Source organism: Nocardiopsis sp. CA-288880 (assembly GCF_050955985.1).
In the GTDB taxonomy this organism is placed as follows: domain Bacteria; phylum Actinomycetota; class Actinomycetes; order Streptosporangiales; family Streptosporangiaceae; genus Nocardiopsis; species Nocardiopsis tropica.
Genome location: NZ_CP192105.1, coordinates 6,715,202 through 6,738,171 on the forward strand (window position 1 = coordinate 6,715,202; position 22,970 = coordinate 6,738,171).

The following is a 22,970-nucleotide window of genomic DNA, read 5'->3' on the forward strand; positions in this document are numbered from 1 at the left end:
CGCCCCGTCCACCGCGCTCCTGAAAGGAACCTGACAACCCATGGCCGGAGCAAAGCGCACGGTCCCCGAGGAACTCCAGCGCCTCATGCGCTACCTGCCCGAGTCCGAGGAGGACGAGCGGGCGCGCTTCCTCGCCGCCGCCGACGAGTTCGTCGGCGGCTCGGCCCCCGGCGACCTGAGGGCCTTCTCCCCGCTGACCAGGGTCAAGCTGTGGCTGGCCAAGGAGCACCGCCTGGACGACCTGGAGACGGTCATCCGGTACGAGCGGGACAACCCGCAGGCCCACCTGGTGCGGGGACGCCTGTCGCCCTCGGTCGAGGTGCCCGGCATCGCGCCGTCGTCCCTGCCCAGGGAGGTCACCCGGCTCAAGAACTCCGAGATGCCGCTGGTCACCAAGCTGACCGACATGGCCTGGGTGGAGGGACGCCTGCGCCTGCGCGGTTACGCGTACGTGCGCAACGTGCCCGTGGAGTCGGCTCCGCGCGTCCCCGCGATGGCGTGGCTGACCGACACCGCCTCGCGCCGGCGCGTCGTGGTCCGCATGGCCCCGCGGCACGAGCCGCGCGCCACGGCCGACTCCAAGCAGGCGCTGCACTGCTACGACTGGGCCGGGTTCGAGCTGTTCGTCGACCCCGCCAAGCTGCGCGGGAGCCACGGCTGGAAGCCCTCGACGTGGTCGCTGACCCTCGGCGTGTGGGCCTCGGGCAGGCCGCACAGGGCGGGGCTGGTCCCCGGCGACATCGGCCCCGCCGGACACCAGCACGCCCACCGCCTGGACGCGTCCACCCGCTGGGTGAGCGCGTTCCGCAAGAAGCGGCTGGAGTTCGAGATCCAGTCCGTCGAGGCCGAACTCGTCGGCCACTCCCTCGACGCCGACCTGCTCAGCCTCGGGCTGCGCGGCCCGGCCGAGCGTCCCGTGGAGGGCCTCGTGCTCTCCCACGGCCCGGCCAAGGAGCCGGTCGAACGCGAGTACAAGGCCGAGGCGGACGGTCCCGACGGGCGCCGCCGCGTCACCGTGCCCCTCGCCGACCTCTCCGTGGCGGACACGGAGGAGACCCGTGAACTGCGCGCCCACGCGGTCGTCGGCGGGCACCGGGTGCCGGTCGTCGTCGCCGACGGCGTGCTCTCACAGGCCCACCCGACCGACGGCGGCCGCGAGATCTCGGTGGGCGTCACCGCCGTGGACACCCTCGTCCTGCACGACCGCCTCCGCCAGCCCGTCGTGGACGCGATGGAGTGGGTGGAGGGCGACCTGGTGCTGTCCGGCTCCTACACCGGCCCGGACCGGGACCGCGTGATGGTGCTCCGCCACGGGGAGCGGTTCGAGGAGGTCCCCGTGCCGGTGGAGGTCGCCGACGGGCGCTTCCGGGCGGTCATCGACCCCGAGCACCACGACTCCCACGGCGACACCCTGCCGCTGCGCAAGGGCCGGTGGTACATGTCGTTCCGCTCCGTCCAGGACTGGGACGACTCCAACGACGTGCCGGTGAAGATCCGGCACGACCTGGTGCCGCGGCTGCCCCTGGTCCACCAGGGGGCCAAGCGCTCCTACTCCGTGGACCACCGGTTCCACGACCGTCTGTTCCTGTCCCCCGCCAGTCCGCTCGACGCCTCCGAGAAGGGCGCCTACCGGCAGAGGGTCCTGCGCGAGGCGTTCACCGCGGAGCAGAAGGCGCTGCCCCTGCGCGAGGCGGTGTTCTACAACAGCTTCGGCGGCAAGCAGTTCTCGGACTCGCCGCGGGCCGTGTACGAGGAGCTGGTGCGCCGCGGCGTGGAGGTCGACCACCTGTGGTCGGTCGACGACCAGCAGGTGTCCCTGCCGCCGGGCGTCGTGCCCGTGGAGTGGCACAGCCGCGAGTGGTACGAGGCGCTGGCCCGGAGCCGGTACGTCGTCACGAACGTCGGCATCGGCGACTGGTTCGTCCGGCGCGAGGGGCAGACCGTGGTGCAGACCTGGCACGGCACCCCGCTCAAGAAGATCGGCGCCGACCTGCTCGGCACGCCGAAGGCCAACCGGGCCTACATCGCGAGCCTGCCGCACCGGTCCCGCCAGTGGGACTTCCTGGTCTCGCCGAACTCGTTCACCACGCCCATCATGCGCGGCGCGTTCCGCTGCGAGACGGAGATCCTGGAGGCCGGCTACCCGCGCAACGACGTCTTCCACGCCCCCGACCGCGAGGAGCGCGCCGAGCGGACCCGCAAACTCCTCGGCATCCCCGAGGGCAAGAAGGTGGTCCTCTACGCCCCGACCTGGCGCGACGACCAGCGCTACGGCGGGACCCGCTTCAAGCTCGACCTCCGGATCGACCTGGAGGCGGCGCAGCGCGAGCTCGCCGAGGACCACGTGCTGCTGTTCCGCAAGCACCCGAAGGTGCTGGACAGCATCCCGGGCGCGGGGCAGGGGTTCGTCTGGGACGTGTCCAAGTACCCGGACATCGCCGACCTGTACCTGATCACGGACGTGCTGATCACCGACTACTCGTCGGTGTTCTTCGACTTCGCCCACTCCGGCAGGCCGATGCTGTTCTTCACCTACGACCTGGAGCACTACCGGGACACCCTGCGCGGGTTCTACTTCGACCTGACCGCGCGGGCCCCGGGGCCGCTGATCAAGACCTCGGACGAGCTCATCGGCTCCATCCGGGACATCGGGTCCGTCACCGAGGAGTACGCGCAGCAGTACGAGGCGTTCGTCCGCGACTTCTGCCACCCCTCCGACGGCCGTGCCACACAGCGGGTGGTCGACCGCATGCTGGGCGGCGGCGAGGGCTAGGCCGTGTTCTCCGCCCCCGGGCGCCGGGTCCTCCCGGAGCCCGGGGGCGGAGCCGTGCGCCCCGCCCCGGTTGAGGGGCGGAGAAGGCGGACCGGCCCTGCGACCGGGACAGGGGCACCGGGACGGGGCCGGGGCCCGGCGGCGTCCGGCCGCCCCTCCCGGGCGCGGACGACGGCGGCGGCCGCCCCCGGGAGGGGACGGCCGCCGCACGCGGAGCCGGAGGCGCCGGGCGGCGCTACTCGCCCGTCCACACGGGGGGGCGCTTCTCGGCGAACGCCGCCGCCCCCTCCATCGCGTCCCGGCTGACGAACACGGGGCCCGCCAGCTCGTTCTGCCTCTCCCACATCTCCGTGGAGGACCAGTCGTCCGAGGCGGCGATGATCTCCTTGGACACCCTCACCGCCAGCGGGCCGTTGGGGGTGATCCGCGCCGCCAGGGCGCGGGCCCCCTCCAGCGCCCCGCCGCTCCCCGTGACCTGGTTGACCAGGCCCAGCTCGGCCATCCGGGGGGCGCCGACGAAGTCGCCGGTGAGGGCGAACTCCATGGCGATGTTGCGCGGTATCCGGTGGTGCAGGCGCAGCAGCCCGCCCGCACCGGCGACCAGGCCGCGCTTGACCTCGGGGATCCCGAACCGGGCGTCCTCGGCGGCCACGACCAGGTCGCAGGCGAGGACCGCCTCGAACCCGCCCGCGAGGGCGTGGCCCTCGACGGCGGCGATCAGCGGCTTGCTCGGACCGCGCTCGGCGAACCCGCCGAATCCGCGCCCCTCCACCAAGGGGACCTCGCCCTTCATGAAGGCCTTGAGGTCCATCCCCGCGCAGAAGGTGCCGCCCGCGCCGGTGATGATGCCGACGCTCAGGTCCTTGCGTGCGTCCAGGTCGTCGAGGGCTTCGGCGACCTGGGCGGCGACCGCGGCGTTGACCGCGTTCCTGGCCCCGGGCCGGTTGATGGTGATGACGGCGACGCCGTCCTCGGCCGTGTAGAGAACCTCGTCGGACACGGTGTCCCCCTACTTCGGCGGCATGCGGAGCGCGCCGTCGATGCGGACGACCTCTCCGTTGACGTAGCTGATCTCCAGCAGGGCGCGCGCCAGCTTCCCGAACTCGGCGGCGGTGCCGAGGCGCTTGGGGAAGGGGACCGGCGCGGCCAGGCGGGCCTTGAACTCCTCCGAGGCGGGGCCCTCCCCGTAGATGGGGGTCTCCAGGATGCCGGGGGCGATCGTGTTGACCGTGATGCCGACCGCGGCGAGGTCGCGGGCCGCGGGGAGGGTCATGCCGATGACGCCGCCCTTGGAGGAGGAGTAGGCGATCTGGCCGATCTGGCCCTCGATGCCCGCGAGGGAGGCGGTGTTCACGATCGAGCCGCGCTCGCCGTCCTCGTTGAGCGGCTCGGTCCTGGCGATCTCGGCCGCGGACAGGCGCAGCACGTTGAAGGTGCCGATGAGGTTGACCTGGATGACCTTCTGGTAGCTGTCCAGGTCGTGGGGGGTTCCGTGGCGGTCGACGGTGCGGGTCGCCCAGCCGATCCCGGCGCAGGAGACCGCGACGCGGAAGGGCCTGCCGGTGTCGACGGCGGCCTGGACCGCGGCCTTGACCTGGTCCTCCCGGGAGACGTCGGTGGAGACGAAGACCCCGCCGATCTCCTTGGCGACGGCCTCGCCGCGTTCGGCGTTGAGGTCGGCGACGACGACGGTGGCGCCCGCTGCCGCGAGCTCCTTGGCGGTGGCCTCGCCCAGGCCACTCGCGCCGCCCGAGACGAGGGCGGAGATTCCGTTCAGATCCATGGCCCGAACTCTACCGAGGATGTGACCCACGCACTAGAACCGGGTTCGGTTAATTGCGGACGGCCGCTCCGGACCGGAGCCCGCGCCGTCCCACCGGCCCCTTTCCCGGTCCGCCACACCTTGTCGTCACGGAGCGCTACCGTCCTGTCATGAGCAGAGCGACAGGATTACAGTGGGCTCAGGAATCGACCCCGGAGGAATCGATGACCGCCGAGCCGCTCCCCGCCTGGTTCATGCCGCCGCCCGGTGGATGGACCGCCGACCACATGGACAACCTTCCCCCGGGGGTACCCCGGATGGAACTCATCGACGGAGCGCTCGTCTTGCTTTCCCCCCAGACCCGGTTCCACAGTCAGGTCATGCGTCGGCTCGCCAATGCCTTGGAGGACTCGGCTCCCCGGGACGTCGAGGTCCTGCAAGAGATGACGATGAAACTCGGTAAGTACCAGAGGCCGGAACCCGACGTACTCCTCTACCGGTTCGAGAAGGGCGACGAGGAGCACCTCGACTGGTACCGGGCCACCCACGTACCGCCCGAGAACGTTCTGGTCGCCATCGAGATCGTGTCCGACGAGTCCCGGGACCGGGACCGCACCACCAAGCCCCTCAAGTACGCACAGGCGGGCATCCCCCACTTCTGGAGGGTCGAGCACGAGGAGAACGGCCCGGCGATCCACGTCTACGAGCTCGACGGGACGAAGGACCCCCGCTACGTGCCGGTCACCATCGCGCGGGAACGGCTCAAGCTGGACGTGCCCTTCCCGATCGACATCGACGTGAAGGCGCTGGCCCCCCGCTGACGGCTCAGCCCCGGTACGGCCCCCTCAAGCGCCGCTGGCGGCGCCTCTGGTGCCACCGGGGCAGCCCTTCCCGGGCGAGGTCGGCGGCGCCGATCAGCCCCGCCTCGTTCCCGAGGGCCGCCGCCGCGACCCGTGCGGTCGGCCGGTAGCCCCGACCGGTGAGGTTGCGCTCGAACGCCGCCCGCGCCGGGGCCAGCAGCAGCTCCCCCGCCTCGGACACGCCGCCGCCGATGATGAACAGCTCCGGGTCGAACGCCGCGGCCAGGTTGGCCAGGCCGGTCCCCAGCCACTCCCCCGCGTCCTCCATGAGCTCCACGCACGCCCGGTCGCCCTTGCGCGCCAGCTCGCTCACCAGCGGACCGGTGATGAGCCGGGCGTCGCCCCCGACCGCCTGGTGCAGGGCCCTGGCCACCGGGGACTCCGCCGCCACCAGCTCCCGGGCCTCCCGGGTCACCGCGTTGCCGCTGGCGTACTGCTCCCAGCACCCGCGGTTGCCGCACTCGCACCGGTGACCGCCCGGCACCACCGTCATGTGACCGAACTCACCGGCCAGCCCGTACCGGCCGCGGTGCAGCCGCCCGTCCAGCACCACCGCCCCGCCGATCCCGGTGCCGAGGTTGACCACCACGACGTGGTCCACGCCCTGGCCGGAACCGGCGCACACCTCCGCCCACGCGGAGGCGTTCGCGTCGTTCTCCACCACCACCGGCAGGCCCAGCCGCAGCGACAGGGCGTCGCGCAGCGGCTCCTTGCGCCACGACAGGTGCGGGGCGAACAGCACGTTCGCGCGCCGCTCGTCCACGAAGCCGGCCGCGCCCACCCCCACCGCGCGCACGGGGAACTCCCGGCGCAGCTCCTCCACCGCGGACACGATCGTGTCCTCCACCACAGCGGGGCTCTTGCTCCGCTCGGGCGTCTCCGTGCGCAGGCGGGCGAGGATGCGCCCGCCCGGCGTCACCACGCCCGCCGCGACCTTCGTGCCGCCGATGTCCACCCCGATCGTCAGGGCGTGCCCGTACCGCGTGTCCGCCATCGTGACCACTTCACCGGTTCCAGGGACCCGCGCCGGAGTGGCGGGTCCGCCACACAGGGGAACGCGCACCCGGGCGGCGTCGTGCCCGGGTGCGCGTTCGAGGGGTCGGGGCCGCGCCCCGGCGGGCCTCCGCGGGGCGAAGGCCCCCGGAGCGCCCGGGCCGTGTCCCGCGGGTCGTTCCGGGCTCGCGGCGCGAGCGCCGGGCCCACCGGGAGCGCCCGCGGACCACTCCCTAGCCCAGGGCGGAGCGGACCACCGCGGCCAGCCGCTCGGCCACCGCCGCCGCCTGCTCCTGCCCGGGAGCCTCCACCATCACCCTGACCTTGGGCTCGGTCCCGCTCGGACGGATCAGCACCCGCCCGGTCTCGCCCAGCTCCGCCTCCGCTGCGCGCACGGCCGACCACAGCTCCTCGGAGTCCTTCACCCGGGACCTGTCCACGTCGGGAACGTTGATGAGCACCTGCGGCAGGCGGGTCATCACCTTGGCCAGCTCGGCCAGCCCCTGCCGGCGGTGGGCCATCGCCGCGAGGAGGTGCAGCCCGGTCAGCACGCCGTCGCCGGTCGTGGCGTGGTCCAGCAGGATCACGTGCCCGGACTGCTCGCCGCCCAGGCCGAAGCCGCCGCGCTTCATCTCCTCCAGCACGTAGCGGTCGCCCACCGCGGTCTCCACCACGGCGATGCCCTCCCGCTCCATCGCGAGCTTCAGCCCCAGGTTGGACATGACCGTCACCACGAGGGTGTCCTTGGCGAGCCTGCCCTCGTCCTTGGCCTCGGCGGCCAGGATGGCGAGGATCTGGTCGCCGTCGACCACGCGGCCGTCCGCGTCCACCGCCAGGCAGCGGTCGGCGTCGCCGTCGTTGGCGATGCCCGCGTCCGCGCCGTGCAGGAGCACGGCCTCCTGGAGCACCTCGAGGTGCGTGGAGCCGCAGCCCTCGTTGATGTTGTAGCCGTCCGGCCGGTCCCCGATGGTGACGACCTCGGCGCCCGCCCGGCGCAGGGCCTCAGGGGCGACCGCGGTGGAGGCGCCGTTGGCGCAGTCCACCACGACCTTGAGGCCCTTGAGGCTGTGCGGGACCGACGCGAGCACGTGGGCGACGTAGCGCTCGGCCCCGTCGTCCGCCTCGCCGACCCGGCCGACCTGGTCGCCCACGGCGGGGGTCGAGGGCACGCCGAGCATGCCCTCGATCTCCTCCTCCAGGGCGTCCTCCAGCTTCTGTCCGCCCCGGGCGAAGAACTTGATGCCGTTGTCGGGGGCCGGGTTGTGGCTGGCGGAGAGCATCACGCCGAAGTCGGCGTCCAGCTCACCGGTGAGGAAGGCCACGGCCGGCGTGGGGAGCACACCCACGCGGACCACGTCCACGCCGGTGCTCGCCAGGCCGGCGACCACGGCCGCCTCCAGGAACTCGCCGGAGGCGCGCGGGTCCCGGCCGACCACGGCCCTGGGTCTGCGCCCCGACCCGCTGTCCCGCGTCAGCACCCTCGCCGCGGCGATGGAGAGGTCCAGAGCCAGGGACGCGGTCAGGTCCCGACCGGCGACGCCCCGTACACCATCTGTTCCGAACAGCCGAGCCACAGGCGACCAGCCCCTTTCGCAAACGGCGCCGCGTCCGGCGCCGGTGAAGTTCAGCGTGGCGCAAGCCACCGGAAAAACCAAAGACCCGCACGCCGCCCCCTGGAAACGGGAACGGCGTACGGGCCGAAGCTCAGCCGAGCAGGTGCCGGCGCATGAGCACTAACGCTTGGAGAACTGGGGAGCCTTGCGCGCCTTCTTGAGACCGGCCTTCTTCCGCTCCACCTCACGGGAGTCGCGGGTCAGGAAGCCGGCCTTCTTCAGGGTCGGGCGGTTGTTCTCCGGGTCCAGGGTCGCGAGCGCACGGGCGATGCCGTGGCGCAGCGCGCCGGCCTGGCCGCTGGTGCCGCCGCCGTCGAGACGGGCGAAGACGTCGTAGGCGCCGTCGAACCCGAGGGAGACGAACGGGTCCTTGATGGTCTGCTGGTGGACCTTGTCCGGGAAGTAGACCTCAAGGGGCTTGCCGTTGACCTTCCACTCGCCCGAACCGGGGGCGATGCGGACGCGGGCGACGGCCGACTTGCGGCGACCGGTACCGGCGCTGGGGCCGGAAGCGGTGGGGACGTAGGCGGCGACGGTCTCGTCGGACTCGCTGGTGTACTCGGAGGGGAACTCCTCCGGGTTGTCAGCGATCTCCTGCTCGACCTCTTCGATGCCGGTGGGCTCGACCACGGTTTTCCTCGTGCTCTCTGTAAAAGTCTGCGAACGCCTAGGCGGGCTGCTGGATCTTGGTGATGGCGAACGGAACCGGCTGCTGGGCCTGGTGCGGGTGCTCCGCGCCCGCGTACACCTTGAGCTTCTTGGCCATCTGGCGGCCGAGGGAGCCCTTGGGCAGCATGCCCTTGACGGCCTTCTCGATGGCGCGCTCGGGGTTGTTCTCCAGCAGGTCGACGTACGCCACGGAGCGCAGACCGCCGGGGTAGCCGGAGTGCCGGTAGGCCTTCTTCTGCTCCAGCTTCTTACCGGTCAGGGCGACCTTGTCGGCGTTCACGACGATCACGAAGTCGCCGGTGTCGATGTGGGGCGCGTAGTACGGCTTGTGCTTGCCCCGAAGGAGCGTGGCAACCTGGCTCGCCATACGCCCGAGCACGAGATCGGTAGCGTCGACAACGTGCCACTGACGCTGGACATCGCTTGGTTTGGGGCTGTATGTGCGCACGATCGTTTGCCTTCGCTTCTTCAGTCGGCTGCCCCATCCCGAAGGTGGGAAGGGGGACTCGTATACACACCCGCGGTTGCGGGGTGTTTGGCCGGGTGTCCCATGCCAATCACAGGACTCTCCGATGGTGAGTGCGCAGACGATGGTGCGTGGATCGGCACCCGAATACGGGAGTTCGGGGCCCACGGCAACTCAACGCACAACGACGGGATATCCTACCTGGCCACCATAGCGCAGGTCAAAGCCAGCGACAGTGCGGACCGGCAGGACCACGCTCGGCGGGAAGCGCCGGCACGGGGTCACATCCGTGACCTCTCCGCCTTTTATTATGCCTTGTGCCGGGAGTGCTTCGTCCTGCGGTCGTCCGCGCGTTGGCTACGCTTGCACCGAAAGGCCGGTCTCCGCCCGGAACGACGGGCGCCGACACGCACCCCAGGAGACGCCCGTCACGGACGCCGACACCCCGGGAGCCGGTGCTGACGCCAGAGGGCGCACCAGGCCGTGAGCCCGGTCGACCGCGGCCCGGTTCCCATCCCCAGAGCCTTCGGAGACTCCCATCAGTACCCATCCGAACCAGCCACAGTACGGACCCGACGGGCGACCCCTCGGACCGGAGGCCGGTGACGGCCAGGACCTGCTCGGATCAGCGGCCCCCCATGCCGAGGGCCAGCATCCCACATCGGGGCCGCAGCAGCCGCACTCCGCGCCCGCGGGCGGCCGGCCGCCCCTCCCCCCGCAGCCCTCCCCCCCGCACGCGCGGCCCGGCGGCCCGCAGACCCCCTTCCCGTACCCGCAGAGCGGGCCCCAGCAGGGGTTCCACGGCGGCCAGGGCGATCCCGCGGGCCGCGGCGGCCCGAGCGGCCCCCAGGAGCCGCCCCACCCCGGCGGCCCCGCCGCCGCGCCCACGGGCGGCCAGCCCCCGATGCGCCCCGGACAGCCGCCGTACGGCGCTCCCACCGGCGGACACGTGCCTCCGCACGGAGGCCCCGCCGGGGGCCAGGCCCCCCCGCACGGGGGCCCCACGGGCGGCGGCCCCGGCATGGGACATCTCACCCGGGGCGGTCCCCACCAGCCCCCCGGCCCGACGCTTCCCCCGGGCGCCCTCCCCCACGGCCAGGGCGCGCCGCCCCTCCCCCCGCACGTACAGGGACGGCCCGGCCCGCCCCCCGGCGCCCCGGCGCCCGGACTGCCGCAGGCTCCCGGCACGCCCCAGGGGCCGCAGGGCCCCCGAAGACAGCAGGGGCCCCAGCCGGACTTCCAGGTGTCCGGGCAGCCGACGTACGGCGCCCCCACCGGCGGTCAGATTCCCCCGCACGGGGGCCCCGCGGGCGGCGGCCCGCGCCCGCTCCCCGGCATTCCGTCCGGCGGCCAGGCCGGCCGCGGCGCCCCCGCTCTGCCGCCGGGCGCGCTGCCGCCCGGCGCGGCCCCGAGCCCCCAGCAGGCCTTCCAGGCGCCGCCTCGCGGCCCGGGGGCCGGGGAGCCGGGTAGGGGTGACCCCGTGTTCCCCCCGGAGGCCATGGGGGCCACACAGAACATCCACGCGGTCCCCGCGGCGCCGGGCAGGCGCGACAACCGCCCCCTGTACCGGGACGAGGTCCCCGACGACGCCGGCGTCGACACCGCGCAGTTCGACGTCCAGGGGATCGACGACTACGAGGACTACGACGACTACGCGTCCGGTGACGACGGCTATGCGGACGCGCGCGCAAAGAAGCGCCGCCTCCTGATGATCGCCGGGTTCGCCGCGCTGCTGGTCGTCGTGGGCGGCGGGACGTTCCTCATCGCCATGGGCGGGGGGACGGAGTCCGGCGGCGCGAGCGCCTCCGCCGTCGCGGACGAGTCCGACGACCCGGGCGCGCTCGCCCCGGACGACCTCTTCCCCGAGACCCTCGACGTGGAGGGCGGCACGTTCACCCGTGTGGCCGTCGACGACATCGAGGACTGCTCCGCGGGCGCGCACGGCGACTACGGCCAGGTCCTCTCCGACAACGAGTGCCGCCAGCTGGTCCGCGCGTCCTACCTCAGCGAGGACGAGGCCCACGCGGTGACCATCGGGGTCGCGGCGATGCCCTCGGACGAGGACGCCGCCGCCGCCATGGAGGCGCAGGACCTCGTGGGGGCGCAGTGGTTCGCCGGCCTCGCCGGCGAGGAGGGCACCCCCGCCGAGCGGCTCGGCCACGCGGGCGGTCACGGCAGCAGCGGCCAGTGGGGCCGCTACGTGCTCTTCGCCCTGGCCACCAACAGCGACGGCTCCGAGGAGGGTTCGGAGGAGAGCGAGTCCGCCACCGAGCTGCGCACCATCGGCGACGGCTTCCTCGACGAGGCGTTCGGCGCCCTCAGCGAGGACCGCGCCTGATCCGCCCGGGAACACGGGGAGGGGGCGCCCGGTCCGGGCGCCCCCTCCGTCGTCCCCGGCCTCTCCGCCCCCGTCCACAGCCCGCAGAGCGGGCTTCCCCCGCCCGCGGCCCGGCCCTACCGTGGAAAGCGGGGGGATCCCGGGGTCACACCGGCCCCGCTGCCTGCCACAGGCCGCACCGGCCCCGCACCGGTCACGCAGGCCGCGCGTGCGGCGCCCGGCCGCACCGCGCGCCCTGACGGTCCCGTCGGCCCCGGCGCCGCCGGTCTCCGGCCCCCGCACCCCGCGCACTGCACCCCGCGCCCCGCGTCAGGCCGAGTGCCCCCGGCAGGGCAGCTCGCGCACCCGCCGGGTCGCCGAGGCCCGCGCCGCCAGCTCCTCGTCCCCCGGGTAGCGCACCTCCTCCAGGCTGAGCCCCTGCGGTCCCACCACGTGCACGGAGGAGTCGCGCACGGCCGCGCCGAGCACCGTCCCCGGCCAGTCCGCGTCCCGGCGCCCGTCGCCCACGGCCAGGAGCGCCCCCACGAGGGCGCGCACCATGTTGTGGCAGAAGGCGTCCGCCTGGATCGTCCCGCGCAGCAGGTGGGTGTCCACACGCGCCCACTCCAGGCGCAGCAGCTCCCGGACGGTCGTGGCGCCCTCCCGCTTCTTGCAGAAGGCCGCGAAGTCGTGCTCGCCGACCAGCCGCGCCGCGGCCTCGTTCATCCGCCCCTCGTCCAGCGGGCTCCTGTGCCACAGCACCGACCGGCGCAGCAGCGGGTCCACCCCGTGGGGGGCGTCGCTCACGTGGTACTCGTAGCGCCGGAACAGCGGGGAGAACCGCGCGTCGAACCCCGGCGGGGCCTTCCGGGCCCCGGTCACGCGCACGTCCTTGGGCAGGACCCCGGCGAGGCGGCGGAGCACCCTCTCCCCCTCGGCCTCCCAGGTGGCCGCCGGGATGTCGGCCTGCGCCACCTGCCCCCTGGCGTGCACCCCGGCGTCCGTGCGACCCGCGCAGGTCAGTGCCACGCGCGGCAGCCGCAGGACCCTCTCCAGGGCCGACTCCAGCTCGCCCTGCACCGTGCGGCGCCCGGGCTGCGCGGCCCACCCCGAGAAGTCCGTGCCGTCGTAGGCGATGTCCAGCCGGATCCTGACCGCCGGCTCCGCCCCGGACGCGTCACCGGAGCCCCCGCCGGCCTCCGGGGGGCCGGCGGCGCCACCGGTCCCGGCGCCCCCTGGAACACCGGCGCGTGCCGACTCCTCCGCCGCGGCGCCGCGCGGGGGCTCCCCCGCGGGCCCGGCCCCGGCCGTCGTCCCGTTCTCGTCCATCACACCCATCCGTTCAGGCCCACCGTCGGAGGGCGGCGCCCCAGGCGTCCGCCCTCCTGGAAAACACGAGTGCCCGACCCCCGGAGGGATCGGGCACTCGGCGAGCGGTCGCACACACAGGTCCTGCCCGCGCGCGCCATCCGCCCTACTTGCTCTCGGCGCTCTTCTCGGCGGCCTCGTCGGTCTCGGCGACCTCTTCGGTCTCCGTGGCCGCGGTCTCCTCGGCGGGGGCCTCGACGGGCTCCTCGACCGGGGCGGCGGCCGGAGCGGCGGGGGCGTTCAGCGCCTCGACCAGCTCGATGACCGCCATGGGGGCGTTGTCGCCCTTGCGCGGACCGATCTTGGTGATCCGGGTGTAGCCACCGGGACGGTTCTCGAAGCGCGGGCCGATCTCGGTGAACAGCTCGTGCACCACGGACTTGTCCGTGATCTTGGTGAGAACCTGGCGACGGGCGTGCAGGTCACCGCGCTTGCCGAGGGTGATCAGCTTCTCGGCGTACGGGCGCAGACGCTTGGCCTTGGCCTCGGTGGTGCGAATGCGGCCGTGCTGGAACAGCGAGGTCGCGAGGTTCGCCAGGATGTGCCGCTCGTGAGCGGGCCCGGAACCCAGACGGGCGCCCTTGGTAGGCGTGGGCATGGTGTCGTTCTCCTAGTGATGCGATCCGCGGCCGCACTCGGCCGTGGACCATGTGGGCGACGAAGGTCGGTTAGTACTGCTCCGTCTCGACGAAGGACTCGCCCTCGTCGTCGTCGGAGCTGTAGGAGTCGGCCGCCGTGCTGGGGTCGAATCCGGGCGGGGAGTCCTTCAGGGACAGGCCCATGTCGATGAGCTTCTGCTTGACCTCGTCGATGGACTTCGCACCGAAGTTGCGGATGTCCAGCAGGTCCTGCTCGGAGCGGGCGACCAGCTCACCAACGCTGTGGATGCCCTCCCGCTTGAGGCAGTTGTACGAGCGCACCGTCAGGTTGAGGTCCTCGATGGGCAGCGCCAGGTCCGCCGCGAGGGCGGCGTCCGTCGGCGACGGGCCCATGTCGATGCCCTCGGCGTCGACGTTGAGCTCGCGCGCCAGACCGAACAGCTCGACCAGGGTCTTGCCCGCGCTGGCGACCGCGTCACGGGGACGGATGGCCGGCTTGGTCTCGATGTCGACGATCAGGCGGTCGAAGTCGGTGCGCTGCTCGACACGGGTGGCCTCGACCTTGTAGGTCACACGCAGGACCGGCGAGTAGATGGAGTCGATCGGGATACGACCGATCTCCTGGCCGGCCTGCTTGTTCTGCGTCGCCGAGACGTAGCCGCGGCCACGCTCGACCGTCAGCTCCATCTCCAGCTTGCCCTTGCCGTTGAGCGTGGCGATGTGCAGCTCGGGGTTGTGCACCTCGACGCCGGCGGGCGGAGCGATGTCCGCCGCGGTGACGACGCCGGGGCCCTGCTTGCGCAGGTACATCAGCACGGGCTCGTCGTGCTCGGAGCTGACGACCAGGCCCTTGAGGTTGAGGATCATCTCCGTGACGTCCTCCTTGACACCGGGCACGGTGGTGAACTCGTGCTCGACGCCCTCGATGCGGATGCTGGTGACAGCCGCGCCGGGGATGGAGGACAGCAGGGTGCGCCGGAGCGAGTTGCCGATGGTGTAGCCGAAACCGGGCTCCAGCGGCTCGATGACAAACCTCGAGCGCAGGTCCGAGATGACTTCCTCGGCGAGCGTGGGACGCTGTGCGATCAACATGGTCCGTGTCTTCCCTTCCACATGGCCGACCGCTATATGACGGCCACCGGATGGACGTTCCGCCGGAACGGCGGTGTCCACTACTCGGATTACTACCCAGCCCGCGCGGGCCCCAGCGGGGACCGCGCGGGATCAAGCACGGCACGGTGCCCTGCCGGCCGGGGCCGCGGGCACGCGCTGCCGATCAGACGCGGCGGCGCTTCGGCGGACGGCAGCCGTTGTGCGGAACCGGGGTGACGTCCTGGATGGAGCCCACCTCGAGGCCGGTCGCCTGGAGCGAGCGGATGGCGGTCTCCCGGCCGGAGCCCGGGCCCTTCACGAAGACGTCCACCTTGCGGACGCCGTGCTCCTGCGCGCGACGGGCAGCGGCCTCGGCGGCCATCTGCGCGGCGTACGGCGTCGACTTGCGCGAGCCCTTGAAGCCCACCTGTCCGGAGCTTGCCCACGCGATCACGGCACCGGTCGGGTCGGTGATGCTCACGATCGTGTTGTTGAACGTGCTCTTGATGTGAGCGTGTCCGTGGACAATGTTCTTCTTTTCCTTGCGGCGCACCTTGCGCGCGGCACCCTGACGGCCCTTAGGCGGCATTAGCGAAACTCCCAGAGATCATCGGTCCGTTGCTGTTCTCGGACGCGGTCGACAGTCCGAGCGGACTACTTCTTACCGGCCTTCTTCTTACCGGCCACGGTCTTCTTCTTGCCCTTGCGGGTACGCGCGTTGGTCTGCGTGCGCTGACCGCGGACCGGGAGCCCGCGACGGTGGCGGACGCCCTGGTAGCTACCGATCTCCATCTTGCGACGGATGTCGCCCTGCACCTCGCGGCGCAGGTCGCCCTCGACCTGGTAGTTCGCGCCGATCCACTCGCGCAGCTTGACCAGGTCCTCTTCGGACAGCTGGTGGACGCGCGTGTTGCCGTCGACGCCGGTCTGCTTCAGGGTCTCGAGCGCGCGGGTGCGGCCGATCCCGAAGATGTACGTGAGAGCGATCTCCACCCGCTTGTCGCGAGGGAGGTCAACGCCTTCAATACGTGCCATGTGGGCGAGACTCCATATCCATGCCCCGGAGGTCTGCCCCGTTCCACCCTCTCGTCGCCCAATCGACGAGGCCCCGGCCTCCGACCGGGGGTTGTCCCCGGGCCTCGTCGGCGCCGGGAATCGGAACAGGTTTTCGTTTGTACTGCGCCCGGGAGGGAAGTCCTTCCCTTGCCGGGTTGTCGCGGTTCAGAAGCCGCGGCGAGCTGCGGGGGCTGCTAGCCCTGACGCTGCTTGTGCCGCGGGTCCGAGCAAATGACCATGATCCGACGGTTGCGACGGATCACGCGGCACTTCGCGCAGATCTTCTTCACGCTCGGCTTGACCTTCATGGTGACTCCGAACTCATCACATCACTCATCCTGGGCCGTGCGGCCCACGACGGGCTACTTGTAGCGGTAAACGATGCGCCCGCGCGTGAGGTCGTACGGGCTCAGCTCCACGACGACACGGTCGTCGGGGAGAATACGGATGTAGTTCATCCGCATCTTGCCGCTGATGTGGGCAAGAACCTGGTGCCCGTTGTCGAGCTCTACCTTGAACATAGCGTTGGGTAGGGACTCGACAACGGAACCCTCGATCTCGATGGCGCCGTCTTTCTTTGCCATGTCCTCCACGCCTCGCTCATCGATTGGTTGATCAGGACAGTCCCGACGCGACCCCAGTGGCCTCGCACAACGCGACGGCCCCGGCGACACCGGACGGGCCGGATGTCGTCGACGCCAGGACACACTGGTAGTTCAGGTCAACTGCAAGGGCGTACGTCGATGGGAAGACGTGGCACAAAGAAGGCAGACTGACCCAACAGCCCGCGTATGGGCAGTGACAGTCTATCGCCTTCGGGCAAGTGCTTCTGACCGGCGGGCAGAGAACCCTATACCGTCGCCCCCGCAGGGGGAACCGGCGCCGCTTCGCGCCCCGGGCCGCGTCGGGGGGTGTCCCCGACAACGCCTCCGGCAGCCGCTTTCCTCCCGCGTGCGGCGGCCCCGGCCGGGCGGACGGGGCCGGCCCCGGGGAGGGCCGGACCGCGGCCGCCCGGAGGCCGGCCTACGGCGAGTGGTCGCCGCCGGGGTGGCTGCGCTGCGAGGCCAGAACCCCGAAGGTCACCACGCTCATCACGATGCCCCACGGCCCCAGCACCCACAGGAACCACGGGTAGTTGTAGTCGGTGGTGAGGAAGAGGATCAGCCAGATCACGAAGCACAGGACGTTGACCCCGGCGTACAGGATCCACGGCACCATCAGCGCCGGGTCCCGCATGCTGATCGGCGGCGCGAGCAGGGGCTCCTCCTGGAAGGGGGAGGCCCCGTGCAGGTCCGCCAGATCGCGCTCGGGCAGGTCGCGGGTGACCGTGGCCAGCTCGTCCGCCGTCCGGGACTTGTAGACGCGGCCGAGCCGGTCGGTGAACTCCTCGTGGTCGAGCCGGCCCTGCGCGAAGTGCGTCTGGAGGAGCTGCGCGACACGGTCGCGCTCGGAGTCGGACGTTCGTATCGACGGCACCGGGTCGGACACTGCGCGCACCTCGATCTTCACCCGTGAGTGGTCGCGTCCCGCGCGCGGTGCGCGTGGGGCGGGGCCGCTACCAGGTTGGCTGGACGAACCCCATATGAGCGATTTTATCGCGGTTGGACTCACGAGCGGTCAGGACCACGGGGCCCTCTGCGGTCACCGCGACCGTGTGCTCGAAGTGCGCCGCCCTCTTGCCGTCCTTCGTGACCACCGTCCAGCCGTCCTCCAGCTGGAGGACGTCCTGGCGGCCCAGGGTGGTCATCGGCTCGATCGCCAGGCACATGCCCTCGACGAGCTTCAGACCGCGGCCCCGCTTGCCGTAGTTGAGGACGTGCGGGTCCATGTGCATCTCGGTGCCGATGCCGTGGCCGCCGTACTCGCGGACGTTGCCGTAGCCGCCGTTCGCGGAGATGTGGCCGCCGATCGCGAAGCCGATGTCGCCCAGGCGGTTGCCCGGCCGCATCTGCGCGATCCCCTGCCACATGGACTCCTCGCAGACCTCCATCATGCGGAGGTCCTCGGGCCGGCCCTCGCCCACGGCGACGGTGATCGCCGAGTCCCCGTGCCAGCCGTCCAGGATGGCGCCGCAGTCGATGGAGATGATGTCGCCCTCGGCCAGCACCCGCCGGGCGCTGGGGATGCCGTGGACGACCTCCTCGTTGACCGAGGCGCAGATGGACCCGGGGAAGCCGTGGTAGCCCTTGAAGGACGGCACGGCGCCCGCGTCGCGGATGACCTTCTCCGCCACGGAGTCGAGGTCCAGCGTGGACACTCCGGGCCGCACAGCGGCCCGGAGGGTGTCCAGGGCGCGGGCCACGACCTGGCCCGCCGCCCTCATCTTGGCGATCTGTTCCGGCGTCTTGATCTGCACGTCCGGCTCCGCCTTCCGAAACATCAGGAACTGGCCTTTCGGGCCTGCTCCTCGATCGCGGCCTTGGCCCGGGCCGTCACCGCGTCCACGGAGCCCGTGGCGGCGATGGTCGCCAGAAGCCCCTCGCGCTCGTAGAACTCCACCAGCGGCGCGGTCTGCTCGCGGTAGACCTTCAGGCGGTGCCTGATGGTCTCCTCGCGGTCGTCCTCGCGCTGGTACAGCGCGGCGCCCTCGTGGTCGCACACGCCCTCGGACTTCGGGGCGTCGTACTCCACGTGGTACACGCGGCCGCACTCGGGGCACGAGCGGCGCCCCGAGAGGCGCTTGACGACCTCGTCCTCGTCCACCCTCAGCTCCAGGACCACGTCCAGGTGCGTCTTCAGGTCGGCCAGGATGCCCTTGAGCGTCTCGGCCTGCGGGACGTTGCGGGGGAAGCCGTCGAGCAGGAAGCCCACAGCGGCGTCGTCCTGCGCCAGTCGGTCCTTGACCATCGCGTTCGTGACCTCGTCGGGGACGAGGTCGCCACGGTCCATGTACTCCTTGGCCTTCTTGCCAAGCTCCGTGCCACCGCTGACGTTGGCCCGGAAGATGTCACCGGTGGACACCTTCGGGATCGACAGCTCCGACGCGAGGATCTGGGCCTGGGTGCCCTTGCCGGCCCCAGGCGGCCCCACCAATACTGCTCGCATTTATCGCAGAAAACCTTCGTAGTTCCTCTGCTGGAGGTGACTCTCGATCTGCTTCACCGTGTCCAGCCCGACACCGACCATGATCAGGATGCTCGTCCCGCCGAAGGGGAAGTTCGCGTTGGCGCCGGTGGCGCCGAGCGCGACCATCGGGAGAAGAGCGATCACACCCAGGTACAGGGATCCGGGGGTCGTCAGCCTCGTCAGGACGTAGTCGAGGTACTCGGCGGTCGGACGCCCCGGTCGGATACCCGGGATGAACCCACCGTACTTCTTCATGTTGTCGGCGACTTCAGTGGGGTTGAACGTAATCGCCACGTAGAAGAACGCGAACCCGATGATCATGACGAAGAAGGTCGCCAGGTACACGGGGTGCGTGCCGGACAGGAAGTAGGTCTGGATGAAGGTCACCACGGGGTTCGTGGAGTCCTGGCCGACCAGTCCGACGACCAGCTGCGGGAGGTACAGCAGCGAGGAGGCGAAGATCACGGGAATGATGCCCGCCTGGTTGACCTTCAGCGGGATGTAGGTCGAACTCCCGCCGTACATGCGGCGTCCCACCATGCGCTTGGCGTACTGCACCGGGATGCGGCGCTGCGCCTGCTCCATGAAGACCACCGCGGCCACGAGCACGAGGCCCGCGATGCAGATGAGGGTGAAGACCCAGATGGAGCGCTCCTCGAAGAGCCCCATGATGGAGGACGGGAACATCGCGATGACCTGGGTGAAGATCAGGAGCGACATGCCGTTGCCCACGCCGCGCTCGGTGATCAGCTCGCCGAACCACATGACGATGGCGGTGCCGGCGGTCATCACGAAGACGATCGTCACCAGGGTCAGGATGTCCTGGTTGGGCATGTAGGTGCTGACCGGGATGGCCCCCTGGAACAGGGCGCCCGTCCTGGCCATGGCGACGATGCTGGTGGCCTGCAGGACCGCGAGCATCAGCGTGAGGTAGCGGGTGTATTGGGTGATCTTGCTCTGCCCCGACTGGCCCTCCTTCTTGAGGGCCTCCAGGCGGGGGATCACCACCGTGAGCAGGTTGATGATGATGCTCGCGGTGATGTACGGCATGACCCCGAGCGCCAACACCGCCAGTTGCAACAGCGCGCCGCCGCTGAACAGGTTCACGAGCGCGTACACACCGCTCTGGTCTGCGGCGGTGACCGCCTCCATCTGCTCCCGGATCGCCGCGGAGTCGATCCCCGGAGCGGGAATCACCGACCCCAGACGGAAGATCGTCAGGATGAACAGTGTGAACAGCAGCTTGTTACGCAGGTCGGGCGTGCGGAATGCACGGACGAACGCACCTAGCACGTCTCCTCCTGCGCGGCTTCGGCGGCGGAACGGGTTCCAGACATCGCGGCCGATCCTGAATCGTCGTAGAACGTCAGCAGCGGGCAGTCGCCCGTTGCTCGGAAGTATTCACAGTACGTCAAGCGGGGAGCTCAAACAGATGGAACTGTAACAGCCATCACGCGGCAGTTGCGGTCGTGAGTCATAACGATCACTTCTCACAACACACGGGGGCGCCCGCCGGCCGGTCTTTCACTGACCTGCCGGGCGGACGCCCCCAGTTGCGCATTTCGGGGTAGACCCCTACAGCTCGGTGACGGAGCCACCGGCAGCGGCGATCTTCTCCTTCGCCGAGGCGGAGAACGCGTTCGCGCTCACCTGCACGGCGACGGTGATCTCACCGGTGCCCAGGACCTTGACGAGCTGGTTCTTGCGAACCGCGCCCTTGGCGACCAGGGCCTCGACGGTGACCTCGCCACCCTCGGGGAACAGCTCGCTCAGCTTGTCCAGGTTGACGACCTGGTAGGTCGTCTTGAACCGCGCGTTGCTGAAGCCCTTGAGCTTCGGCACCCGGCGGATGAGGGGCATCTGCCCGCCCTCGAAGCCGGGACGGACGGTGTTACGAGCCTTGGTGCCCTTGGTGCCCCGGCCCGCGGTCTTGCCCTTGGACGCCTCGCCGCGGCCCTTGCGGGTCTTGGCCTTGTTGGCGCCCGGGGCGGGCCGCAGGTGGTGCAGCTTGAGCAGCTCGTCGGGGTTGTAGTCGCTCATTCGGCAACCTCCTCGACAGAGACGAGGTGCGCGACGATCGTGATCTGCCCGCGAACCTCAGGGCGGTCCTCACGGACGGTGGACTTGCCGATCCGGCCCAGGCCGAGCGACTGGAGAGCAGCGTGCTGCTTCACCTTGCCGCCGATCTTGGAGCGGGTCTGCGTGATCTTGAGCTTGGCCATGGTCAGGCTCCTGCCTTCGCCTCAGCACGAGCACGCAGCATGGCGGCCGGGGCGACGTCCTCGATCGGCAGGCCACGGCGGGCGGCGATCTCCTCGGGCTGGTTGAGCCCCTTGAGAGCCGCCACGGTGGCGTGCACGATGTTCAGCGGGTTGGACGACCCGAGCGACTTGCTCAGGATGTCGTGGATGCCGGCGCACTCCAGCACGGCGCGCACGGGACCGCCGGCGATGACGCCGGTACCCGGAGCGGCCGGACGGAGCAGGACGACGCCAGCGGCGTCCTCGCCCTGGACCCGGTGCACGATGGTGCCCTGGATGCGGGGGACGCGGAAGAAGTTCTTCTTCGCCTCCTCGACACCCTTGGCGATCGCGGCCGGAACTTCCTTGGCCTTGCCGTAACCGACACCGACCATCCCGTTGCCGTCACCGACGACGACGAGAGCGGTGAAGGAGAAGCGACGGCCGCCCTTGACGACCTTCGCGACCCGGTTGATGGTCACGACCTTCTCGATGTAGGAGACACCCTTGTCTGCGGCGCCGCCGCGGCGATCGTCACGGCGATCACGCCGCTCGCCACCGGCGCCGCGCCGCGGTGCTGCAGCCATCAGTGGTTCCTCTTCTCGTGGTTGATCTTGCCCAGTACAGAGGTCATCGCTAGAACTCCAGCCCGCCCTCGCGCGCCGCGTCGGCGAGCTTGGCGATACGGCCGGCGTACTGGTTGCCGCCGCGGTCGAACACCACGGCGGAGACCCCAGCGGCCTTGGCGCGCTCAGCGATGAGCTGACCGACCTTGGCGGACTTGTCGGACTTGGTGCCCTCGGCACCGCGCAGGTCGGCCTCGACGCTGGAGGCGGCGACCAGGGTGTGGCCCCTGGTGTCGTCGATGACCTGCGCGACGATGTGCTTGGAGGACCGGAACACGGCCAGACGCGGACGCTCGGCGGTGCCCACGACCTTCTTGCGGACGCGGAACTGGCGGCGCGCACGGGAGGTCGCGCTCTTGGAGGTCCGCTTGCGCACGGTGATACCCATGGCTACTTACCAGCCTTTCCGGCCTTGCGGCGGATGTGCTCGCCCTGGTACCGCACGCCCTTGGCCTTGTACGGGTCCGGCTTGCGCAGGCTGCGGATGTTCGCGGCGACCTGGCCCACCAGCTGCTTGTCGATGCCCTCCACGTGGAGGATCGTCGGCTTCTCGACGCGGAAGGTGATGCCCTGCGGGGGCTCGACCACGACGGGGTGGCTGTAGCCCAGCGAGAACTCCAGGTTGGAGCCGCGGGCTTGGACGCGGTAGCCCACGCCGTGGATCTCCAGCGTCTTCGTGTAGCCCTTGGAGACGCCCTCGGTGAGGTTCGCGACCAGTGCACGGGTCAGACCGTGCAGCGACCGGTTCTCCGGCTTGTCGTCGGGACGCGCAACCGTGACGACCCCGTCCTCGAAGGAGACGGTGATCGGCTCGGCGACGGTGTGCTTCAGTTCGCCCTTCGGCCCCTTGACAGTGACGTCTTGCCCGTTAATCGTGACTTCGACGCCCTTGGGGACCGAGAGCGGCAGTCGACCGATTCGCGACATGCTTCAGTCTCTCCCTCTACCAGACGTAGGCGAGGACTTCGCCGCCCACGCCGCGCTTCTTGGCCTGCTTGTCAGTCATCAGGCCACCGGACGTCGAAATGATCGCCACACCGAGGCCACCCAGCACGCGCGGGAGGTTCTCCTTCTTGGCGTACACCCGCAGACCGGGCTTGGAGACCCGGCGGATGCCCGCGATCGAACGCTCTCGGGTGGGGCCGTACTTCAGGTCCAGGACGAGGCTCTTGCCCACAGGGGCCTCCTCGGTCCGGTGGCCCTGAATGAAGCCCTCCTGCTGGAGGATCTCGGCGATGTGCGCCTTGATCTTGGAATACGGCATCGCCACGGTGTCGTGGTAAGCCGAATTCGCGTTACGCAGACGCGTGAGCATGTCTGCGATCGGGTCGGTCATCGTCATGGCCGACTGGCCCTTCCTCACCGCGGTTTCCGAGTGCGGGCTTTCCCAGAGCCTGCCCTCCCACGGGTCGCCCCGTGGAGGTGCACAAACGGACCTACGGCGTGGTCGTGGGCACCGCTGTCCCTCGC

The 22,970-nt window shown here is 71.0% G+C and carries 26 protein-coding genes; 3 read left to right on the forward strand and 23 right to left on the reverse strand.

What is annotated here, in order from left to right; all coding sequences use genetic code 11:
* Positions 1–40: 40 nt before the first annotated feature.
* A complete protein-coding gene (locus ACQPYD_RS28840) occupies positions 41–2,773 on the forward strand; it encodes a CDP-glycerol glycerophosphotransferase family protein (protein ID WP_433698558.1) in 2,733 nt (910 codons plus the stop codon).
* Positions 2,774–3,008: 235 nt separating this feature from the next.
* Here the strand turns inward: ACQPYD_RS28840 and ACQPYD_RS28845 are convergent, their stop codons facing one another.
* Both ACQPYD_RS28845 and ACQPYD_RS28850 read right to left on the reverse strand, forming a co-directional pair.
* The gene (locus ACQPYD_RS28845; RefSeq protein WP_433698559.1) at positions 3,009–3,773 is read right to left on the reverse strand and encodes a crotonase/enoyl-CoA hydratase family protein; all 765 of its coding nucleotides are present in this window, start codon (positions 3,771–3,773) and stop codon (positions 3,009–3,011) included.
* A gap of 9 nt (positions 3,774–3,782) precedes the next feature.
* Entirely contained in the window at positions 3,783–4,556 is a 774-nt protein-coding gene (locus tag ACQPYD_RS28850; RefSeq protein WP_433698560.1) for an SDR family NAD(P)-dependent oxidoreductase, read from the reverse strand.
* 203 nt (positions 4,557–4,759) lie between these two features.
* Here ACQPYD_RS28850 and ACQPYD_RS28855 point away from each other — a divergent pair, with 203 nt between their 5' ends.
* Positions 4,760–5,356: a Uma2 family endonuclease gene (locus tag ACQPYD_RS28855; protein ID WP_433698561.1), complete on the forward strand. Its 597-nt coding sequence runs from the start codon at positions 4,760–4,762 to the stop codon at positions 5,354–5,356.
* A gap of 4 nt (positions 5,357–5,360) precedes the next feature.
* Here the strand turns inward: ACQPYD_RS28855 and ACQPYD_RS28860 are convergent, their stop codons facing one another.
* From ACQPYD_RS28860 to rplM, 4 genes are all read right to left on the reverse strand, one after another.
* Positions 5,361–6,389, reverse strand: coding sequence for an ROK family glucokinase (locus ACQPYD_RS28860; RefSeq protein WP_267946663.1), 1,029 nt, complete (start codon positions 6,387–6,389; stop codon positions 5,361–5,363).
* Positions 6,390–6,621: 232 nt separating this feature from the next.
* A complete protein-coding gene (glmM, locus tag ACQPYD_RS28865; protein ID WP_433698562.1) occupies positions 6,622–7,962 on the reverse strand; it encodes a phosphoglucosamine mutase in 1,341 nt (446 codons plus the stop codon).
* Positions 7,963–8,121: 159 nt separating this feature from the next.
* Positions 8,122–8,631 (reverse strand): 30S ribosomal protein S9, encoded by a 510-nt coding sequence (gene rpsI / locus ACQPYD_RS28870; RefSeq protein ID WP_330161793.1) that lies wholly within the window; start codon positions 8,629–8,631, stop codon positions 8,122–8,124.
* Positions 8,632–8,668: 37 nt separating this feature from the next.
* A complete protein-coding gene (gene rplM / locus ACQPYD_RS28875; protein WP_330089875.1) occupies positions 8,669–9,118 on the reverse strand; it encodes a 50S ribosomal protein L13 in 450 nt (149 codons plus the stop codon).
* A gap of 1,516 nt (positions 9,119–10,634) precedes the next feature.
* On the opposite strand from rplM, the gene ACQPYD_RS28880 reads away from it, so the two are divergent.
* The gene (locus ACQPYD_RS28880) at positions 10,635–11,474 is read left to right on the forward strand and encodes a hypothetical protein (protein WP_433698563.1); all 840 of its coding nucleotides are present in this window, start codon (positions 10,635–10,637) and stop codon (positions 11,472–11,474) included.
* Positions 11,475–11,783: 309 nt separating this feature from the next.
* On the opposite strand, the gene truA is transcribed toward ACQPYD_RS28880, so the two are convergent.
* The 17 genes from truA to rpsH form a co-directional block, all read right to left on the reverse strand.
* Entirely contained in the window at positions 11,784–12,782 is a 999-nt protein-coding gene (gene truA / locus ACQPYD_RS28885; protein ID WP_433698564.1) for a tRNA pseudouridine(38-40) synthase TruA, read from the reverse strand.
* Positions 12,783–12,927: 145 nt separating this feature from the next.
* A complete protein-coding gene (gene rplQ, locus ACQPYD_RS28890) occupies positions 12,928–13,419 on the reverse strand; it encodes a 50S ribosomal protein L17 (RefSeq protein ID WP_267946669.1) in 492 nt (163 codons plus the stop codon).
* A gap of 70 nt (positions 13,420–13,489) precedes the next feature.
* Positions 13,490–14,512, reverse strand: coding sequence for a DNA-directed RNA polymerase subunit alpha (locus ACQPYD_RS28895; protein ID WP_267946670.1), 1,023 nt, complete (start codon positions 14,510–14,512; stop codon positions 13,490–13,492).
* 184 nt (positions 14,513–14,696) lie between these two features.
* Positions 14,697–15,101, reverse strand: a complete 405-nt coding sequence (gene rpsK / locus ACQPYD_RS28900) for a 30S ribosomal protein S11 (protein ID WP_053616319.1) — start codon at positions 15,099–15,101, stop codon at positions 14,697–14,699.
* Between the two features lie 65 nt (positions 15,102–15,166).
* Entirely contained in the window at positions 15,167–15,547 is a 381-nt protein-coding gene (rpsM, locus tag ACQPYD_RS28905; RefSeq protein ID WP_267946671.1) for a 30S ribosomal protein S13, read from the reverse strand.
* A 215-nt stretch (positions 15,548–15,762) separates the two neighbouring features.
* Positions 15,763–15,876 carry a 50S ribosomal protein L36 gene (gene rpmJ / locus ACQPYD_RS28910; protein WP_082206327.1) on the reverse strand — a complete coding sequence of 38 codons (114 nt, stop codon included), beginning with the start codon at positions 15,874–15,876 and terminating at the stop codon, positions 15,763–15,765.
* Between the two features lie 54 nt (positions 15,877–15,930).
* Positions 15,931–16,152, reverse strand: a complete 222-nt coding sequence (infA, locus tag ACQPYD_RS28915) for a translation initiation factor IF-1 (RefSeq protein WP_013156135.1) — start codon at positions 16,150–16,152, stop codon at positions 15,931–15,933.
* A gap of 439 nt (positions 16,153–16,591) precedes the next feature.
* Positions 16,592–17,056, reverse strand: coding sequence for a DUF1707 domain-containing protein (locus ACQPYD_RS28920; RefSeq protein WP_433698565.1), 465 nt, complete (start codon positions 17,054–17,056; stop codon positions 16,592–16,594).
* 67 nt (positions 17,057–17,123) lie between these two features.
* The gene (map, locus tag ACQPYD_RS28925; RefSeq protein ID WP_433698566.1) at positions 17,124–17,948 is read right to left on the reverse strand and encodes a type I methionyl aminopeptidase; all 825 of its coding nucleotides are present in this window, start codon (positions 17,946–17,948) and stop codon (positions 17,124–17,126) included.
* Positions 17,948–18,613, reverse strand: coding sequence for an adenylate kinase (locus tag ACQPYD_RS28930; RefSeq protein ID WP_433698567.1), 666 nt, complete (start codon positions 18,611–18,613; stop codon positions 17,948–17,950). The genes map and ACQPYD_RS28930 overlap by 1 nt, the downstream gene beginning before the upstream one ends.
* Complete coding sequence (gene secY / locus ACQPYD_RS28935) at positions 18,614–19,927, reverse strand: preprotein translocase subunit SecY (protein WP_267946675.1); 1,314 nt, start codon at positions 19,925–19,927, stop codon at positions 18,614–18,616.
* A gap of 282 nt (positions 19,928–20,209) precedes the next feature.
* Positions 20,210–20,674, reverse strand: coding sequence for a 50S ribosomal protein L15 (rplO, locus tag ACQPYD_RS28940; RefSeq protein WP_267946676.1), 465 nt, complete (start codon positions 20,672–20,674; stop codon positions 20,210–20,212).
* Entirely contained in the window at positions 20,671–20,856 is a 186-nt protein-coding gene (rpmD, locus tag ACQPYD_RS28945; RefSeq protein ID WP_013156129.1) for a 50S ribosomal protein L30, read from the reverse strand. Before rpmD ends, rplO begins: the two co-directional genes overlap by 4 nt.
* Positions 20,857–20,858: 2 nt before the next feature.
* Positions 20,859–21,461, reverse strand: coding sequence for a 30S ribosomal protein S5 (gene rpsE / locus ACQPYD_RS28950; protein ID WP_267946677.1), 603 nt, complete (start codon positions 21,459–21,461; stop codon positions 20,859–20,861).
* Positions 21,462–21,510: 49 nt separating this feature from the next.
* Positions 21,511–21,888 (reverse strand): 50S ribosomal protein L18, encoded by a 378-nt coding sequence (gene rplR / locus ACQPYD_RS28955; RefSeq protein ID WP_267946678.1) that lies wholly within the window; start codon positions 21,886–21,888, stop codon positions 21,511–21,513.
* Positions 21,889–21,890: 2 nt separating this feature from the next.
* Positions 21,891–22,427, reverse strand: coding sequence for a 50S ribosomal protein L6 (rplF, locus tag ACQPYD_RS28960; protein WP_267946679.1), 537 nt, complete (start codon positions 22,425–22,427; stop codon positions 21,891–21,893).
* 16 nt (positions 22,428–22,443) lie between these two features.
* Positions 22,444–22,842 carry a 30S ribosomal protein S8 gene (rpsH, locus tag ACQPYD_RS28965; protein ID WP_267946680.1) on the reverse strand — a complete coding sequence of 133 codons (399 nt, stop codon included), beginning with the start codon at positions 22,840–22,842 and terminating at the stop codon, positions 22,444–22,446.
* Positions 22,843–22,970 lie beyond the last annotated feature (128 nt).

Bases quoted from the DNA above. Each gene is read 5' to 3' on its own strand.
- ACQPYD_RS28840 (WP_433698558.1), top strand. From the start codon at position 41: ATGGCCGGAGCAAAGCGCACGGTCCCCGAGGAACTCCAGCGCCTCATG.
- ACQPYD_RS28850 (WP_433698560.1), bottom strand. From the start codon at position 4,556: ATGGATCTGAACGGAATCTCCGCCCTCGTCTCGGGCGGCGCGAGTGGC.
- ACQPYD_RS28855 (WP_433698561.1), top strand. From the start codon at position 4,760: ATGACCGCCGAGCCGCTCCCCGCCTGGTTCATGCCGCCGCCCGGTGGA.
- ACQPYD_RS28860 (WP_267946663.1), bottom strand. From the start codon at position 6,389: ATGGCGGACACGCGGTACGGGCACGCCCTGACGATCGGGGTGGACATC.
- ACQPYD_RS28880 (WP_433698563.1), top strand. From the start codon at position 10,635: ATGGGGGCCACACAGAACATCCACGCGGTCCCCGCGGCGCCGGGCAGG.
- truA (WP_433698564.1), bottom strand. From the start codon at position 12,782: ATGGACGAGAACGGGACGACGGCCGGGGCCGGGCCCGCGGGGGAGCCC.
- rplQ (WP_267946669.1), bottom strand. From the start codon at position 13,419: ATGCCCACGCCTACCAAGGGCGCCCGTCTGGGTTCCGGGCCCGCTCAC.
- ACQPYD_RS28895 (WP_267946670.1), bottom strand. From the start codon at position 14,512: ATGTTGATCGCACAGCGTCCCACGCTCGCCGAGGAAGTCATCTCGGAC.
- rpsK (WP_053616319.1), bottom strand. From the start codon at position 15,101: ATGCCGCCTAAGGGCCGTCAGGGTGCCGCGCGCAAGGTGCGCCGCAAG.
- rpsM (WP_267946671.1), bottom strand. From the start codon at position 15,547: ATGGCACGTATTGAAGGCGTTGACCTCCCTCGCGACAAGCGGGTGGAG.
- rpmJ (WP_082206327.1), bottom strand. From the start codon at position 15,876: ATGAAGGTCAAGCCGAGCGTGAAGAAGATCTGCGCGAAGTGCCGCGTG.
- infA (WP_013156135.1), bottom strand. From the start codon at position 16,152: ATGGCAAAGAAAGACGGCGCCATCGAGATCGAGGGTTCCGTTGTCGAG.
- map (WP_433698566.1), bottom strand. From the start codon at position 17,948: ATGTTTCGGAAGGCGGAGCCGGACGTGCAGATCAAGACGCCGGAACAG.
- ACQPYD_RS28930 (WP_433698567.1), bottom strand. From the start codon at position 18,613: ATGCGAGCAGTATTGGTGGGGCCGCCTGGGGCCGGCAAGGGCACCCAG.
- rplO (WP_267946676.1), bottom strand. From the start codon at position 20,674: ATGAGCGACTACAACCCCGACGAGCTGCTCAAGCTGCACCACCTGCGG.
- rpmD (WP_013156129.1), bottom strand. From the start codon at position 20,856: ATGGCCAAGCTCAAGATCACGCAGACCCGCTCCAAGATCGGCGGCAAG.
- rpsE (WP_267946677.1), bottom strand. From the start codon at position 21,461: ATGGCTGCAGCACCGCGGCGCGGCGCCGGTGGCGAGCGGCGTGATCGC.
- rplR (WP_267946678.1), bottom strand. From the start codon at position 21,888: ATGGGTATCACCGTGCGCAAGCGGACCTCCAAGAGCGCGACCTCCCGT.
- rplF (WP_267946679.1), bottom strand. From the start codon at position 22,427: ATGTCGCGAATCGGTCGACTGCCGCTCTCGGTCCCCAAGGGCGTCGAA.
- rpsH (WP_267946680.1), bottom strand. From the start codon at position 22,842: ATGACGATGACCGACCCGATCGCAGACATGCTCACGCGTCTGCGTAAC.